Here is a 15,504-nt window from a genome sequence, read left to right as displayed (position 1 = left end):
TCTTTTTTTGAACAGATTATGAAAATAACTAAAAATGTTGCCCTGTTTTTATTGATATGCTTTTACGGCAGCCATCTTTTGGCGCAAACTAAGGTTTATCAGCTAAATTTAAAAGAAGAAATCAATCCTGCTGCTTGGCGATCAACCAAAAAAGCTTTTGAGGCGGCAAAGCAAAGCGGTGCTTCTGTTATGGTTATAGATATGAATACTTATGGCGGGATGCTGGATTATGCCGATTCTATCCGCACTAAAATTCTTAACAGTAAATTAAAGACCATTGTTTATATAGATAATAATGCGGCTTCTGCCGGGGCGCTGATTTCTATTGCTTGCGATAAAATTTATATGGTTAGGGGCGCAAGTATCGGCGCAGCAAGCGTGGTAAACGGAAACGGGGAGGTTTTGCCAGAAAAATATCAATCTTATATGCGTGGCCTTATGCGTACAACGGCCCAGGCCAAAGGCCGTGACCCAAAAATAGCCGAAGCCTTTGTGGACCCAGATGTTGAGGTAGAGAACATTAGTGAGAAAGGCAAAGTTTTAACATTAACCACTAACGAAGCTATTGCAAATGGTTTTTGTAATGGAGAGGCGGTTTCTATAAATGATGTTTTAGTTAAAGAAGGGATTTCCGATGCCCAGATTACCCAATACCATCCAACAACAACAGATTTCATTATTGGTTTTTTAACTAACCCTGCGGTAAGCAGCGTATTGATAATTTTTATAATCGGCGGGATTTATTTTGAACTACAATCTCCCGGGATAGGTTTTGCGCTTTTAGTTGCCATAGTGGCTTCTTTATTGTTTTTTGCACCGCTTTACATAGAAGGGCTAGCAGCAAATTGGGAAATTTTACTGTTTGTTGCCGGTATTGTTTTATTGATATTGGAGATATTTTTAATACCCGGATTTGGGATATTTGGCATTTTGGGAATCATATTTATGGTTATAGGTTTGGCAATGAGCCTAATCTTAAACAATTTCTTCGATTTAAGTTTCAGCGGAGACCAGCGTATTACCCAAGCTTTTTTAATCGTTCTTATATCTATGATCGCTGCCATTGCATTATCGGTGATATTTGGTGGCAACATTTTAAAAACCAGTGCTTTTAAAAGGTTGGTCTTAAGCGATGAACAACAATCTAACCAAGGTTATCAAGTAAAAAAGCCAAGGATAGAACTGTTGGGTAAAAGGGGTTTTGCCAAAACAGACCTACGGCCTTCTGGTAGGATTGATATTGATGGCGAATGGTTTGATGCCGTATCTGATGACGGCTACATAGAACATGGAACAGACATCTTGATTTCTAAAATAGAGAATTATAACTTGGTGGTTAGAAAAGCCTAAAAACAAAATGGAAACCTTTAACCTTCCACCCTTAACCTTCCACCTTTAACCTTCCACCTTAAAGCTAAATGTACTTAGTCCCAAATTTATGCTTTACGTCTGCAACAACCTGTTTAACGTGTTGTTCTTCACTTCTGGGGCAGATCATTAAAGTATTGTTAGATTCTACTACAATAAAATCATGCAACCCGTTCAAAACAACTAATTTATCGCTAGGTACGTTAACCATGCAATTAGAAGAATTATACATGATGGCCTTATCGGGGTTGATTACCGCATTGCCAACATAATCTTTATCGGCCAGATCATAAACAGAGGCCCAGGTACCTAGATCGCTCCAGCCAAATTCTGAGGGCATTACGTAAACGTTATCCGCTTTTTCCATAATTCCGTAATCTATAGAAATATTGGTGCATTTTTGAAAAGCTGTTTGGATAAATTCTTTTTCTGATCTTGAGTTATAATGGGATTTCCCATTCCTAAAAATCTCGCTCATATCTGGCAAATGGGCATCAAAAGCTTTGATGATCTCGCTTACGCTCCACACAAAAATCCCAGAGTTCCATAAGAAATCGCCACTTTCTAAAAAGGTTTTGGCAATTTCTAAGGATGGTTTTTCTGTAAAAGTTTTAACCTTATGCAAATTGTCTGTTATGGTGTTTTCTGCATATTGGATATACCCATAACCCGTATCGGGCCTAGATGGTTTAATACCCAAAGTGATCAAGCATTTATGTTCTTTGCTGGCAACCAAAGCGTGGCTAATAATGTTTAGAAAGTTTTCTGTTTCTAAAATTAAATGGTCTGATGGCGCAACAACAATTTGGGCATCTTTATCTAACTGCCTAATTTTATAGCAACCATAGGCTATACATGGTGCGGTATTCCTCATAATTGGTTCTCCAATTATTTGGTTATCTGTTAATTCTGGCAGTTGATCTTTTACCAAATCAAAATAATTCTCATTGGTTAGTATGTAGATGTTTTCAATAGGAATAATTTTTTTAAACCTTTCAAAAGTATTCTGAATTAAGCTTTTGCCAGTACCTAAAACATCTAAAAACTGTTTGGGGTAAGTGGTGCGGCTAACAGGCCAAAATCTGCTCCCAATTCCGCCGGCCATAATCAAAGCATAATTGTTGTTCATTATATTGGTTTTTATATTATTCCTTCTTTCAATAAATCATGCAAATGTACAACTCCATCGTACATTTTATCTCTTTTTACCAATAGTTGTGTAATGTTGTGTTTTTTCATTAATGTTAAAGCGTTAACAGCCATCTCATTAGCGTCTATTGTTTTTGGGTTTTTGCTTAAAATATCCGCGGCTTTCAAACTTTCAAAAGATTGGTAATTTTCCATCATCCTTCTTAAATCGCCATCGGTAATCACGCCAACCAACTTTTCATCGTCTAAAACGGCAACAATACCAAGCCGCTTTTTGGTGATTTCTAAAATTACCTCCCTGATGTTTGCGGTTAAGCCGATCTGCGGTTTTTCATTTAGGGCACTTAAATCTCCAACTTTTAAATATAGTTTCTTGCCCAATGCGCCCCCCGGATGGTATTTCGCAAAATCTTCTTTTGTAAATGCCCTGCAATCTAGCAAACAAACTGCCAAAGCATCGCCTAAAGCCAACTGGGCGGTAGTGCTTGTGGTTGGTGCCAGATTATTAGGGCAAGCCTCAGTCTTTACGCTGGCATCAATAACATAATCGGCTTGTTTTGCCAGGTATGATGTGGTATCGCCCACAATACAGGCCAATTTATTTTTCCCTTGCTTAAGCAGCGGAATTAGAACTTTTATTTCTGATGTATTGCCGCTCTTGGATAAACATAAAACAAGGTCGTCTTTTTGTATAATGCCTAAATCGCCATGTATGGCATCCGCAGCATGCATAAAAATAGCTGGTGTACCCGTGGAATTAAAGGTTGCTACTATTTTTTGGGCTATTATGGCACTTTTTCCAACACCCGTAATAATTACCCTACCTTTTAAGTTTAATATCTCTATAATTAGATGAGCAAAATCAGGCTTTAATTGCTCTAGAAGTTGCTTTAAAGCACTTGCCTCTATTAGAATTGTATTTTTGGCGACCTCTAAAATTTCTTGGACTGATTTCAAATTGTAAAAGTTTATAATTTTAATACTATTATTTCACAAAAATATGTTATTTTGATAATCAAAATCAGTATGGACTGTTTTTTTTGACTTTAATAATGCAGATTAAAAAATCTTTAATAGACAACTTACAAACTTTTTTCGGGTTTGATAATTTCAAAGGTGATCAAGAGGCCATCATTAACAGCATCTTAGAGAAAAACGATACATTCGTAATTATGCCCACGGGCGGCGGTAAATCCATCTGCTATCAGTTGCCAGCATTAATGAGCGAGGGAACGGCCCTAGTTATTTCTCCGCTTATCGCCCTAATGAAAAACCAGGTTGATCAGTTAAGGGCATTTGGTGGGAGAGATAGCATCGCACATTTCTTAAATTCATCGCTAAACAAATCTGAGACTGCAAAAGTCAAAGATGATGTTCTATCCGGTGAAACCAAACTGCTTTACGTTGCCCCAGAATCTTTAACTAAACAAGATAATATAGATTTTCTAAAATTATTGAAGATTTCTTTTGTAGCCATTGATGAAGCACATTGTATATCAGAATGGGGGCATGATTTTAGGCCAGAATACAGAAAGATCAGGCAAGTGATCAATAACATTGGAGAAAACATTTCATTAATTGCTTTAACAGCAACGGCAACACCAAAAGTTCAGTATGATATCCAGAAGAACCTGCAAATGACCAATGCTAACCTCTTCAAATCTTCATTTAATAGGCCTAATTTGTTTTATGACGTAAGGCCAAAAAGAGATGTGATCAAAGAAATTGTAAAATATATCAAAGGCAATGCGGGCAAATCTGGTATCGTTTATTGCTTAAGCCGCAAAAAAGTAGAAGAAGTTAGTAACGCTTTAGCCATAAACGGAATAAAATCATTACCATACCATGCTGGTTTAGAGCCCAAAGTGAGGGCAGATACCCAAGATAAATTCTTGATGGAGGATGTTGATGTGATTGTTGCTACCATCGCATTTGGGATGGGGATAGATAAACCAGATGTGCGTTATGTTATCCACCATGATATACCCAAAAGCATGGAGGGTTATTACCAAGAAACGGGTAGGGCAGGTAGAGATGGCGGCGAAGGGTTTTGCATTGCTTTTTACTCTGAAAAAGATATTGATAAGCTAGCCAAGTTTATGAAAGATAAGCCTGTTTCAGAACGCGAAATAGGTACCCAGATATTAAAAGAGGTTATAGACTATTCAGAATCGGCGGTTTGTAGAAGAAAACAAATTTTACATTATTTTGGAGAAAACTTTAATGAAGTTGGCTGCAATAACATGTGCGATAACTGCAGGGCAAAAAAAGAATATTTTAGTGCAGAAGAGCCTCTTAAAATTGTTTTAAACTTCATCAAAGAAAACGCGGATAAGTTTGATGATAACTACATCATCAATGTTTTAATGGGGTTAGAAACAGCGCAGATCCAGTCTTATAAGCATCATCAAACAAAGTATTTCGGTAGCGGCAAAGAACAAGGGCTTAACCTTTGGAAATCTGTTTTAAGGCAGGCACTTTTAGATAATTTCATCGTAAAAGACGTAGATAATTTCGGCTTATTAAGATTATCTAAATCTGGAGAAAAATTTTTAGAAAGCCCTTACGCTTTGCGTTTTATTTTAAACAGGGAAATGGAAACTGCCCAAACAGATGATGACGACACATCACAACAAGGGACCGGAGCGTTAGATACTCAGCTTTTGCAAATGCTCAAAGATTTAAGGAAAAAAATAGCAAAACAGAAGAATTTACCGCCATTTGTTATTTTCCAAGATCCATCTTTGGAAGAAATGTGCACCCATTATCCAATTAATATGGATGAATTGAAGCATATCTCTGGTGTTGGAAATGGCAAAGCCATCAAATTTGGGGCTGCTTTTATAGAGCTTATCAAAAAATATGTTGAAGAGAACGATATTGACCGCCCAATTGATTTTGTGGTTAAAACAACAGCAAATAAATCGGCCTTAAAAGTCTCTATCATCCAAAACATAGATCGCCATATTTCTTTAGAGGATATCGCCGCATCAAAGGGCATCAGCTACGAAGATATTTTAAAAGAAGTAGAATCAATCGTTGGATCGGGTACCAAACTAAACCTCAATTATTTTATAGATGAAGTGATAGATGAAGATAGGCAAGACGAGGTTTTTGATTATTTTAAAACCGCCGAGGTAGATTCTATAGATGATGCCTTGGCAGAACTAGGTTCCGATGATTACAATCGCGAAGAAATCCAGTTGATGCGTATCAAGTTTATGTCAGAGTTAGGGAATTGAGATTTTTTAAGTGTTTGGCAACAGCACCCGGGCTATCCTTCAAAGTTATATTAAAATTTGGGCGTTTTAACGGGCTATTCACTGTATCTTTTTTGTGGTTCTGTGCGTCTTAATTTTATAGTACAAAGAAGGGTGTTTTTGTGATCAATAAGCACAGCCGAAAAACAAAAAAGGATGCCGTTACTATCCCTAACGCAAACCTAATTCATCCATCATCAAAATAGAGCATTTTGTAAATCAAAAATCCAATCGTTCAAAATCCAATCATTCAACACAAATAAAATATGCTTAACCTATCCAAAATCAAACACAAAGATTCTAAAAACTTTTTATTAATGGCCGGGCCTTGTGCAATAGAAGGAGAGGACATTGCCCTAAGAATTGCCGAAAAAGTTGTAAAGATTGCAGATAAACTAGCAATCCCATATATTTTCAAAGGATCATTTAAAAAAGCAAACCGATCAAGGATAGATTCTTTTACAGGAATTGGTGATGAGAAAGCTTTGAAAATTTTAGAGAAAATAGGGAAACAATTTGATGTGCCAACCGTTACCGATATTCATGAAAGCACAGACGCCGCAATGGCAGCAGCCTATGTAGATGTGTTGCAAATACCAGCATTCTTATGCCGACAAACAGATTTATTGCTTGCAGCTGCAGAAACCGGCAAATATGTAAACGTTAAAAAAGGTCAGTTTTTATCTGCCTCTTCCATGAAATTTGCGGTAGATAAGATTAAAGAGAACGGGAACAATAATGTGATTTTAACCGATCGCGGCAATACGTTCGGTTATCAAGATCTAATAGTAGATTACAGGGGTATCCCTGAAATGAAGTCTTTTAATGTACCTGTTGTGATGGACTGTACGCATTCTTTACAACAACCAAATCAAACAACCGGGATAACTGGGGGCAAGCCAGCCTTGATAGAAACAATTGCTAAAGCTGCAATTGCGGTAGGTGCAGATGGCCTTTTTATAGAAACCCACGATGACATCAAAAACGCAAAATCTGATGCTGCCAATATGCTAGAACTAAATTTATTAGAAGATTTATTAGTGAAATTAATACGAGTAAGAGAAGCTATTTTATAAGAATTCATAAAAAATATAAACATTAATAAAATCCACAAATCTTTCTTCACCCAGCTCAGTGAACTCAGCGTCCTCAGCGGTTAAAGAAAGCACCTTAACTTTGTGCTCTCCGTGAAAAATCTCCGTGGCCTCTGTGATTAAACAATTCATAAACCAAAAAACAACCCAGTAAAACATATTCAACACAAACCAATGTCAAGCTTTCATCATATGGTAAAATGCGGTAAGTATAATAACTCAAACAAATCAGAACAGACCAGACCAAAGAAAACCGCCATTTTAAAAAAGGTGTAAAGGCAACCAAGATTAAAATATACCAGGGATGAACAATAGCGCTAAACATTAAATAGCTAAACATCATCCAGAAAATGCCCTCCACAATGTTTTTACTTTTAATATAGGCTATCGTAAAGCCAGCTAAAGTTAAAACGATTAAAATTTTGCTTACATAGGCTATCGGGTTGTATCCCAATATGCCCCAACCTATAAATTTAAAAATCTGATAAAAGCTACCATTAAACTCAAATTTCCCATAATAAAGTTGTATGCTAGAGATAAAGTTTTTTAGCAGTTCTATATTATATATTAACGGAAGAAATAAAATAACAATTACGGTACCGCAGATTAAACCAGCGTAAATCGTTTTTTTAAACCCAATATATCTAATGAAGAAAGGAAGAAATATAATAGGTAAAAGTTTTGTGCAAACCCCAAAGCCTAAAAAAACAGCAGCCCAAACCCATTTTTTGTTGAGTAAAAACCAAATACTCAATAAAGTGAAAAATATCATAGCTGCTTCAAAATGAAGGTTTCCCGTAAATTCTACGATAGCCAAAGGGTTTAAGGCATAAAGAAAAACAAGTTTCTCATCCTTTTTAAAATAAATCAATAGTTTTTTTATTAGATAAATGTTTCCAATATCAAAAGCTAAAATAATTACACGCATAATCATTACAGAAGCCAACAGGTTCCCTTTGCCCGTAATTGCGCTTAACATAAACACAAACTGGTTTATGGGTGGGTAAACAGAGAAATAGTTTGGAGAATTCATTTTCAAGAATAATTGGGGATCTACCCAATCAAAATGAAAAGTCATTAATTCTTTAGGCGTATAACTAAAAGGATTGATGCCATGCAAAATTTGGTTTCCATCCCAAACAAACCGATAAATATCATCGCTCAAATGAGGGAAATAGAAAAGTAAAAGTAACCTAGCAAAAATGGCCAAGAAATAATTTTGCCATTGATGTTTTGCATCGTTAAATTTATACAGAATGATAAAGTAAGAAATAAAAAGAAAGGAAAATCCCGACCAGACAGAAAAAGTATCACTTCTTTCAGGATAAAAATATCCTAAGTTTAACAACCCTATGGTATAAAATGTTAGAAGTAAAACCCATTGCAAAGATAATTTATCGTTAATCTTATCCATCAAAAATGATTGCCTTAATATATTTATCAAATGAAATTAAAAACTTTTAAAGATCAATTAGGTAAAGAAGTTACTATAAACTTTCCTCCAATAAAAATAATCTCTCTTGTACCGTCACAAACAGAATTATTGTTTGATCTAGGCTTAAGCGAAGAAATTATAGGTATTACCAAATTTTGTATCCATCCCAAAGATAAATTTAAAACCACAACCAAAATAGGAGGTACAAAAAAAATCGATATAAAAAAGATAAGGGCACTAAACCCAGATTTGATCATCGGTAATAAAGAAGAGAACCAAAAACAGGATATCGAAACCCTTACGAAAGAATTTCCGGTGTGGATGAGCGATATTTATAATTTGAAAGATGCTTTAGAGATGATAATCTCAATAGGAGAGATGACCAATAAAAATGAAGAGGCATCGGTCATAAAAAATCAGATCAAACTTAACTTTCAAAACCTGGCCACCAAAAACGATAGTTTAAAAAAGGCATTATATTTTATTTGGGAAAGCCCAAAAATGGTGGTTGGCAACCAAACTTTTATCAATGAAATGCTAAAATATTGTGGTTTAACAAATATTATTGAAGAAAAAAGGTATCCAGAATTAGCTCAAGAACAATTAAAGGCCCTAAACCCAGAAGTTGTACTGCTTTCTTCAGAACCTTATCCATTCAAAACAAAACACGTAAAACAATTTCAAAATATGTGGCCAAAAGCGATCATAAAACTGGTAGATGGAGAAATGTTCAGTTGGTACGGCAGCAGGTTATTAAAAGCGGCGTTCTATTTCCAAAAACTATCTAAATCTTTATAACCCTTAAACCTTTGTAATCACGAAAGCAAAACAATCTGTGCAATCCCCTAATCTGTGCAATCACGAAAACAAAACAAAACAATCTGTGCAATCCCCTAATCAGTGTAATCACGAAAACAAAACAAAACAATCTGTGCAATCCCCTAATCTGAGTAATAACGAAAGCAAAACAATCTGTGCAATCCCCTAATCTGAGTAATAACGAAAGCAAAACAATCTGTGCAATCCCCTAATCAGTGTAATCACGAAAACAAAACAATCTGCGCAATCCCATAATCTGAGTAATCACGAAAGCAAAACAATCTGAGCAATCCCATAATCTGAGTAATCACGAAAACAACAATCTTTTCAATCAATAAAATATAAAAAACATTTGCAACATCATTAACAAATCATATCTTTGCAATCCGAATTAGAAACATACTAATTCTTTAAAAATCCTAAATGCGGAAGTGGCGTAATTGGTAGCCGCACCAGACTTAGGATCTGGCGCTTCACGGCGTGGGGGTTCGAGTCCCTTCTTCCGCACATAAATCCAATCCCTCCCATTATACGGGGGGGATTTTTGTATCAAAACAAAACGAAAAAGAAAAACACCAAATAATGAATATTACACAGGAAAAAACCGATGATTTGAATGCGATAGTTACCGTTAAAATTTCTCCAGACGATTATCAAGAAAAAGTAAACAAAACCATCAAAGATCAGGCAAAAAAAATGAAACTCCCGGGTTTCCGTCCTGGCATGGTTCCTCCGGCACACGTTAAAAAAACTTATGGCAAAAGTATTTTGGTAGAAGAAATAAATACTTTGCTTTCAGAATCTTTAAATAACTACATACAGCAAAACGAGATTGAAATATTGGGCCAGCCATTGCCTAAAGAAGAAGACAATAATTTCAATTGGGATTATAACGATGAGTTTGTATTCAATTATGAATTAGGCCTTGCCCCAGAAGTTGATGTTGAGTTTACCTCTAAAGACAAACTAACCCAATATAACATTAAGGTTGACGAAGAAACTTTAGCTTCACGCACCAAAAGCATCAGAAGAAGCTATGGCAAAATGACAAATCCAGAAGCAGTGGCAGATGGAGACGTGATCTTTGGGGAGTTTATTCAGCTTAGCGCCGATGGTTCTGTACTAGAGAACGGGATCAACGTTACCACTTCGTTAAGGTTGGATGCAGTAAAAGACGCAAAGATCCTAAAATCTTTAATTGGCCTTAAAAAAAACGACGTAATAGATTCTTTTGATTTAGTTACCGCCGTTGATGATGAAAAACTTTTGGCTAAAATATTGAAATTAGAAGATGAAGATCCGATCATCCCAAAATCTAACTTTAAGTTAACCGTTAAAAACATAAACCGCCTAGAAGAGGCAGATCTAAACCAAGAGTTCTTCGATAAACTTTTTGGAGAAGGCACCGTTAAAACCGAAGAAGAATTTAAAGCAAAAATAACCGAAGAGCTAGAAACCATGATGGCTCAAGACGCTGATAAGAAATTAGCAGCAGACCTTTATAAGTACGGATCAGAAAAGGCCAATATGCCTTTGCCAAATGATTTTTTAAAGCGTTGGTTAAAAATAGCAAACAAAGAGGTAACTGATGAGGAGCTGGAAAAAGGATACGAAGATTTCGCTAAAAACCTTCGTTGGACTTTAGTAGAAAACAAGATCATGAAAGATCATAAAATAGAGATCAAATATGAAGACGTTTACCAATTGGCAAAAGCCAGATTAGATGCCCAGTTCAGAATGTACAGCCCCCAACCGCTTTCAGAAGAACAACTAGGCCAATACACTGCGCAGTTTATGCAAGATAAAGAAAACGCTAACCGTATTTTTGATGAAGTAAAAGCGCAAAAAGTTTTCGATTATTTAAAAACCGTGATCACTTTAGACAAAAAAGACATTACATACAATAAATTTCAAGAACTTTATTAATTACAACTGTTCTGATAATACTTTAAAGGGCAGCCCAAAAAGGCTGCCTTTTTTATAAGATATAAATTCGGATATTATTTCTAACCAATAAAATTTTACCTATACTTGATTAAGTATATTGGTAATTATTAAAACAAATATTCAATTTGGCGTTTTATAATAACAATCAATTAACATAACATAAAGATATGAAAATAGATAAAGACGAATTTCGTAAATATGCGGTAAAGCACCACAGAATCGGTGGTTTACATATAGATAAATATATCAATAATACTCAAGGCGTTTTTAGGCCTCAAGGGATGACTCCTTACATAATAGAAGAGCGTCAATTAAACGTAGCGCAAATGGATGTTTTTTCCCGTTTGATGATGGATAGGATCATCTTTTTAGGTGATGCCATATATGATCAAAACGCAAACATCATTCAAGCTCAATTGCTTTTCTTGCAATCTGCAGATGCCAAAAGAGACATTCAAATTTATATCAATTCCCCTGGCGGTTCGGTTTATGCAGGCTTAGGTATATATGATACCATGCAATTTATCTCGCCAGATGTAGCTACAATTTGTACAGGTATGGCAGCATCAATGGGTGCGGTTTTAATGTGTGCAGGTACTAAAGGCAAAAGAGCCGCGTTACCTCATGCCCGTATCATGATCCACCAACCATCAGGTGGCGCACAAGGCGTAGCATCAGATATGGAAATCAATTTACGCGAAATGCTAAAATTGAAAAAAGAATTGTATGATATCATCTCAAAACATTCTGGCCAAACTTATGAATGGGTAGAAAAAGCTTCTGATAGGGATTATTGGATGAAAGCAAACGAAGCAAAAGATTTTGGTATGGTTGATGAAATATTAGTTGCAAACTCAGAAAAATAATGACTAAAAATCAAAAAGATATAAAATGTTCGTTTTGTGGTGCTGGTAAGCAAGATAGCTTAATGCTGATTGCCGGGTTAGATGCACATATTTGTGATAAATGTGTCGGGCAAGCAAATGATATCTTGGCAGAAGAACTTACCTTAAAAAAAGGAAAGAACATGAGTCCTGTGCTCACGCTGCTAAAACCATTAGAAATCAAAGAACATCTAGATCAATATATCATTGGTCAAACCGATGCTAAAAAAGTATTAGCAGTTGCTGTTTACAATCATTATAAAAGATTAAATCAGAAAATCGGTAAAGACGAGGTAGAGATTGAAAAATCTAACATCATGATGGTTGGTGAAACCGGGACGGGCAAAACATTGTTGGCTAAAACCATCGCTAAGATTTTAAATGTTCCTTTTTGCATTTGCGATGCAACCGTTCTTACAGAAGCAGGTTATGTTGGCGAAGATGTAGAAAGCATCTTAACCAGGCTATTGCAAGCGGCAGATTACGATGTCAATGCAGCAGAAAGAGGGATAGTTTATATAGATGAAGTTGATAAAGTTGCCCGCAAAAGCGATAACCCTTCAATAACAAGAGATGTCTCTGGTGAAGGCGTTCAGCAAGCTTTATTGAAAATCTTAGAGGGTACGGTTGTAAACGTACCCCCTCAAGGCGGTAGAAAGCACCCAGATCAAAAAATGATCCCCGTTAACACCAACAACATCCTTTTTATATGCGGTGGTGCATTTGACGGTATCGAAAAGAAAATCGCCAATAGATTAAGAACTCAAACAGTTGGTTATAAATTTAAGGCAGATACGGACGATATAGATCTAAAGAACCTATATAAATACATAACACCACTAGATCTAAAGTCATTCGGTATGATACCAGAATTGATAGGCCGTGTCCCTGTTATAACGCACCTAAATCCTTTAGATAGGGAAACTTTATTGAGTATTTTAAAAGAACCTAAAAATTCTTTGGTAAAACAATACACCAAATTGTTCAGTTATGAGAACATCGAGTTAGAATTCAAAAAAGATGTTTTCGAATTCATAGTTGATAAAGCAATGGAGTTTAAGTTAGGAGCTAGGGGCTTAAGATCCATTTGTGAAGCAATCATGATTGATGCGATGTTCGAGATGCCCTCGCAGAAACAAGAAGATAAGAAATTAATTATCGATCTAAATTATGCCAGGGAGCAATTTGAAAAATCAGATCTTAAAAAATTAAAAGCTGCATAAACATAAAATCCCGAAGAAATCGGGATTTTTTTTTAAAACATAATTTTATGAATGAAGAAAAAGATATAAAAAAGCAAACAGTTAGCACATCATCCAAAGAAGTAAAAACTCCCGTCAGAAAAGGATTAAAATCTAAAGAAGATATAGTAGCCAATTGGTTACCGAGATATACTGGTAGGCCCTTAGAAGAGTTTGGGCAATATATATTGTTAACAAATTTCTCAAAATATGTACAGCTATTTTCAGAATGGCATGGTAACGCACCCATTTTTGGCCTAGATAAGCCCATGCAAAGCGTCACGGCAAACGGCATTACGATCATAAACTTTGGTATGGGCAGCCCACTTGCGGCAACCATGATGGATCTGCTAACCGCAATCCCTACAAAAGCAGTATTGTTCTTAGGTAAATGCGGTGGCCTTAAAAAGAAAAACGAAATAGGGGATCTTATTTTACCTATCGCAGCAATCCGTGGCGAAGGTACTTCTAATGATTATCTACATCCCGAAGTCCCCGCACTTCCAGCTTTTGCGCTACAAAAAGCAATATCAACAACCATACGCGAGCATTCTAGGGATTATTGGACAGGTACGGTCTATACAACCAACCGCCGTGTTTGGGAACATGATCGCGAATTTAAAAAATACCTTAAAGAATTAAGGGCAATGGCCGTTGATATGGAAACCGCAACTGTATTCGTAACAGGTTTCGCAAACAAAATCCCATCTGGTGCACTATTGCTGGTCTCAGATCAGCCAATGATACCAGAAGGAGTTAAAACGGCAGAGAACGACGCTTCCAAAACATCCGTAGAACAGGTCGAGTCTCATTTAAGAATAGGTATAGATTCATTGTTACAACTCAAAAACAATGGTCAAACAGTCAAGCATCTAAAGTTTTAATTTTTTTTTGAAAAGGTACTGCTACCATTCTTCGGCAATTGCAGCCCCGCTATACATTACAATGCCCCCCCAAAAAAGGGGCATTTTCATTGCTATCGGGTTTAGTTAACCTCCTTCGTTGCAAATAATTTAAACTTGTCTAGTTCAGCTTGCCGTATATCTAATTAATAATATAATGTGAGTTTTGGTTCTGTGGTTATTATCCAGTCTAAGCACTGATCTTAGTTGAGTCTCTTTTCGCCCTTGGCGGTTGCGGAAACCATGAAGAAATAATAGCAACCAATTGTAGCAACCGGCGTAGGCGAGAGTTTATTCAAGTATTTATTTGTTTTTATAAGCTTTCATGTGTTCTTCCCGCTCGGGTTTGGGTACTTTTCAGAAAAAATTGCCTGCCATTGCCCGGCAGAGAAGAAATACTTGTATTCTTGAGTTCCGATAAAATACCACTAAAAAAACGAAAAAGGGCTGTGTGCAAAAGCAAAAATGACCATTTTATATAGTTTTAGGCATGATACTATTTCAGGAAAAGCCCCAAAACTCACGTTAATTTACTAAAACAACAATAAATTATCTAACAACTCATCTGCTAAGAGCCGGTTTAAGTTTGTATCGTAAAAATGTTTATACCATATTTTTTTATCTTCTGTTTATTGTTCTTTTAAAGTATTCAAGAAGAAGGCTTATTGTCTTTTTGAGCGAAAAGAGGCAAATTTTATAGAGATAGTAGAAGAGCTATCTCGAAAAAAGCAGAGCTTTCTTGAGCACCGATAAAGATTGATTCTTAAGAAAACGAAAAATTTAACGCATTTACAGCCAAAAAAGCCTGACCGACCTCTGGCGGTAAGCATAAACAAATTATTAGATTAAATTTTAAACAGGCTCTTAGATTTTTAAAAAGATAAAAATCAGTTAAAACTTATTTGAGACAATCATTAATCTTCTTTAAAGCCAAATGGAATTTTTTTTTTGACACATAATCAACAGGTTAACTAAAACTTCAAAAAAAGATATAAAATACCTTGCAGCTAATAAATAAATATCCCACCTTTGCACTCCGCAATCGCAAGGAAGGCGGTAATTTGAAATGCTCTAAGCGGATAATTTTAAACAAATCCATATAAAATTATAAGCAAAAAATAATTGAAAATAGATTTGTAGAATCAAAAAATTAACCACATTTTTGCAGCCCGTTCAAAAAAGAATTTCATCAAATAAAAAGATGAAAAATAATAAAAAAAAGATTTTAAGATTAAATTAATAATCATATCTTTGCACCCCAATCAAACGGGAAAATAACTAGAGCGATTTTAGTTAACAAACTGAAAAAAACCACGTAAGTGGTAAATCATATAAAAAGCCCTGGCCGAGAGGTTACGGGGCGATAAGTTCTTTAGAGAGATACCAAGCAGCGGGCCGGAGGGAT

At 35.8% G+C, this 15,504-nt stretch carries 11 protein-coding genes and 1 tRNA gene; 9 read left to right on the top strand and 3 right to left on the bottom strand.

Going from position 1 to position 15,504, the window contains the following annotated elements; translation table 11 throughout:
• Nucleotides 1–18: 18 nt before the first annotated feature.
• Nucleotides 19–1,350, top strand: coding sequence for an NfeD family protein (locus I5M32_RS08150; protein ID WP_200585737.1), 1,332 nt, complete (start codon nucleotides 19–21; stop codon nucleotides 1,348–1,350).
• A gap of 64 nt (nucleotides 1,351–1,414) precedes the next feature.
• On the opposite strand, the gene I5M32_RS08145 is transcribed toward I5M32_RS08150, so the two are convergent.
• The gene (locus tag I5M32_RS08145; protein ID WP_200585736.1) at nucleotides 1,415–2,497 is read right to left on the bottom strand and encodes a mannose-1-phosphate guanylyltransferase; all 1,083 of its coding nucleotides are present in this window, start codon (nucleotides 2,495–2,497) and stop codon (nucleotides 1,415–1,417) included.
• Nucleotides 2,498–2,508: 11 nt separating this feature from the next.
• The gene (locus I5M32_RS08140; RefSeq protein ID WP_200585735.1) at nucleotides 2,509–3,474 is read right to left on the bottom strand and encodes a KpsF/GutQ family sugar-phosphate isomerase; all 966 of its coding nucleotides are present in this window, start codon (nucleotides 3,472–3,474) and stop codon (nucleotides 2,509–2,511) included.
• 95 nt (nucleotides 3,475–3,569) lie between these two features.
• On the opposite strand from I5M32_RS08140, the gene recQ reads away from it, so the two are divergent.
• Together recQ and kdsA are read left to right on the top strand one after the other, a co-directional pair.
• The gene (recQ, locus tag I5M32_RS08135) at nucleotides 3,570–5,759 is read left to right on the top strand and encodes a DNA helicase RecQ (RefSeq protein WP_200585734.1); all 2,190 of its coding nucleotides are present in this window, start codon (nucleotides 3,570–3,572) and stop codon (nucleotides 5,757–5,759) included.
• Between the two features lie 284 nt (nucleotides 5,760–6,043).
• Nucleotides 6,044–6,853 (top strand): 3-deoxy-8-phosphooctulonate synthase, encoded by an 810-nt coding sequence (kdsA, locus tag I5M32_RS08130; protein WP_200585733.1) that lies wholly within the window; start codon nucleotides 6,044–6,046, stop codon nucleotides 6,851–6,853.
• 94 nt (nucleotides 6,854–6,947) lie between these two features.
• Here the strand turns inward: kdsA and I5M32_RS08125 are convergent, their stop codons facing one another.
• Nucleotides 6,948–8,285, bottom strand: coding sequence for a hypothetical protein (locus I5M32_RS08125; protein ID WP_200585732.1), 1,338 nt, complete (start codon nucleotides 8,283–8,285; stop codon nucleotides 6,948–6,950).
• Between the two features lie 30 nt (nucleotides 8,286–8,315).
• On the opposite strand from I5M32_RS08125, the gene I5M32_RS08120 reads away from it, so the two are divergent.
• The 6 genes from I5M32_RS08120 to I5M32_RS08095 all read left to right on the top strand — a co-directional run bounded on the left by I5M32_RS08120 (nucleotide 8,316) and on the right by I5M32_RS08095 (nucleotide 14,081).
• A complete protein-coding gene (locus I5M32_RS08120; RefSeq protein ID WP_200585731.1) occupies nucleotides 8,316–9,104 on the top strand; it encodes an ABC transporter substrate-binding protein in 789 nt (262 codons plus the stop codon).
• A 446-nt stretch (nucleotides 9,105–9,550) separates the two neighbouring features.
• Nucleotides 9,551–9,632 (top strand) — tRNA-Leu (locus I5M32_RS08115).
• 75 nt (nucleotides 9,633–9,707) lie between these two features.
• On the top strand, nucleotides 9,708–11,051 hold the full coding sequence (gene tig / locus I5M32_RS08110; protein WP_200585730.1) for a trigger factor: 1,344 nt from the start codon (nucleotides 9,708–9,710) through the stop codon (nucleotides 11,049–11,051).
• 188 nt (nucleotides 11,052–11,239) lie between these two features.
• The gene (locus I5M32_RS08105; protein ID WP_262895594.1) at nucleotides 11,240–11,938 is read left to right on the top strand and encodes an ATP-dependent Clp protease proteolytic subunit; all 699 of its coding nucleotides are present in this window, start codon (nucleotides 11,240–11,242) and stop codon (nucleotides 11,936–11,938) included.
• On the top strand, nucleotides 11,938–13,179 hold the full coding sequence (clpX, locus tag I5M32_RS08100; RefSeq protein WP_200585729.1) for an ATP-dependent Clp protease ATP-binding subunit ClpX: 1,242 nt from the start codon (nucleotides 11,938–11,940) through the stop codon (nucleotides 13,177–13,179). The genes I5M32_RS08105 and clpX overlap by 1 nt, the downstream gene beginning before the upstream one ends.
• A 47-nt stretch (nucleotides 13,180–13,226) precedes the next feature.
• The gene (locus I5M32_RS08095) at nucleotides 13,227–14,081 is read left to right on the top strand and encodes an AMP nucleosidase (RefSeq protein ID WP_200585728.1); all 855 of its coding nucleotides are present in this window, start codon (nucleotides 13,227–13,229) and stop codon (nucleotides 14,079–14,081) included.
• The last annotated feature ends 1,423 nt before the right edge of the window (nucleotides 14,082–15,504 follow it).

This window comes from Pedobacter segetis (genome assembly GCF_016623585.1).
In the GTDB taxonomy this organism is placed as follows: Bacteria; Bacteroidota; Bacteroidia; order Sphingobacteriales; family Sphingobacteriaceae; genus Pseudopedobacter; species Pseudopedobacter segetis.
The sequence above is the reverse complement of the archived record's forward strand: the minus strand, read 5'-3'. Positions and strand labels throughout refer to the sequence as shown.

What these genes read in the sequence shown, in the direction of transcription:
- I5M32_RS08150 (WP_200585737.1), top strand. Translation starts at nt 19, where the DNA reads ATGAAAATAACTAAAAATGTTGCCCTGTTTTTATTGATATGCTTTTAC.
- I5M32_RS08145 (WP_200585736.1), bottom strand. Translation starts at nt 2,497, where the DNA reads ATGAACAACAATTATGCTTTGATTATGGCCGGCGGAATTGGGAGCAGA.
- recQ (WP_200585734.1), top strand. Translation starts at nt 3,570, where the DNA reads ATGCAGATTAAAAAATCTTTAATAGACAACTTACAAACTTTTTTCGGG.
- kdsA (WP_200585733.1), top strand. Translation starts at nt 6,044, where the DNA reads ATGCTTAACCTATCCAAAATCAAACACAAAGATTCTAAAAACTTTTTA.
- I5M32_RS08125 (WP_200585732.1), bottom strand. Translation starts at nt 8,285, where the DNA reads ATGGATAAGATTAACGATAAATTATCTTTGCAATGGGTTTTACTTCTA.
- I5M32_RS08120 (WP_200585731.1), top strand. Translation starts at nt 8,316, where the DNA reads ATGAAATTAAAAACTTTTAAAGATCAATTAGGTAAAGAAGTTACTATA.
- tig (WP_200585730.1), top strand. Translation starts at nt 9,708, where the DNA reads ATGAATATTACACAGGAAAAAACCGATGATTTGAATGCGATAGTTACC.
- I5M32_RS08105 (WP_262895594.1), top strand. Translation starts at nt 11,240, where the DNA reads ATGAAAATAGATAAAGACGAATTTCGTAAATATGCGGTAAAGCACCAC.
- clpX (WP_200585729.1), top strand. Translation starts at nt 11,938, where the DNA reads ATGACTAAAAATCAAAAAGATATAAAATGTTCGTTTTGTGGTGCTGGT.
- I5M32_RS08095 (WP_200585728.1), top strand. Translation starts at nt 13,227, where the DNA reads ATGAATGAAGAAAAAGATATAAAAAAGCAAACAGTTAGCACATCATCC.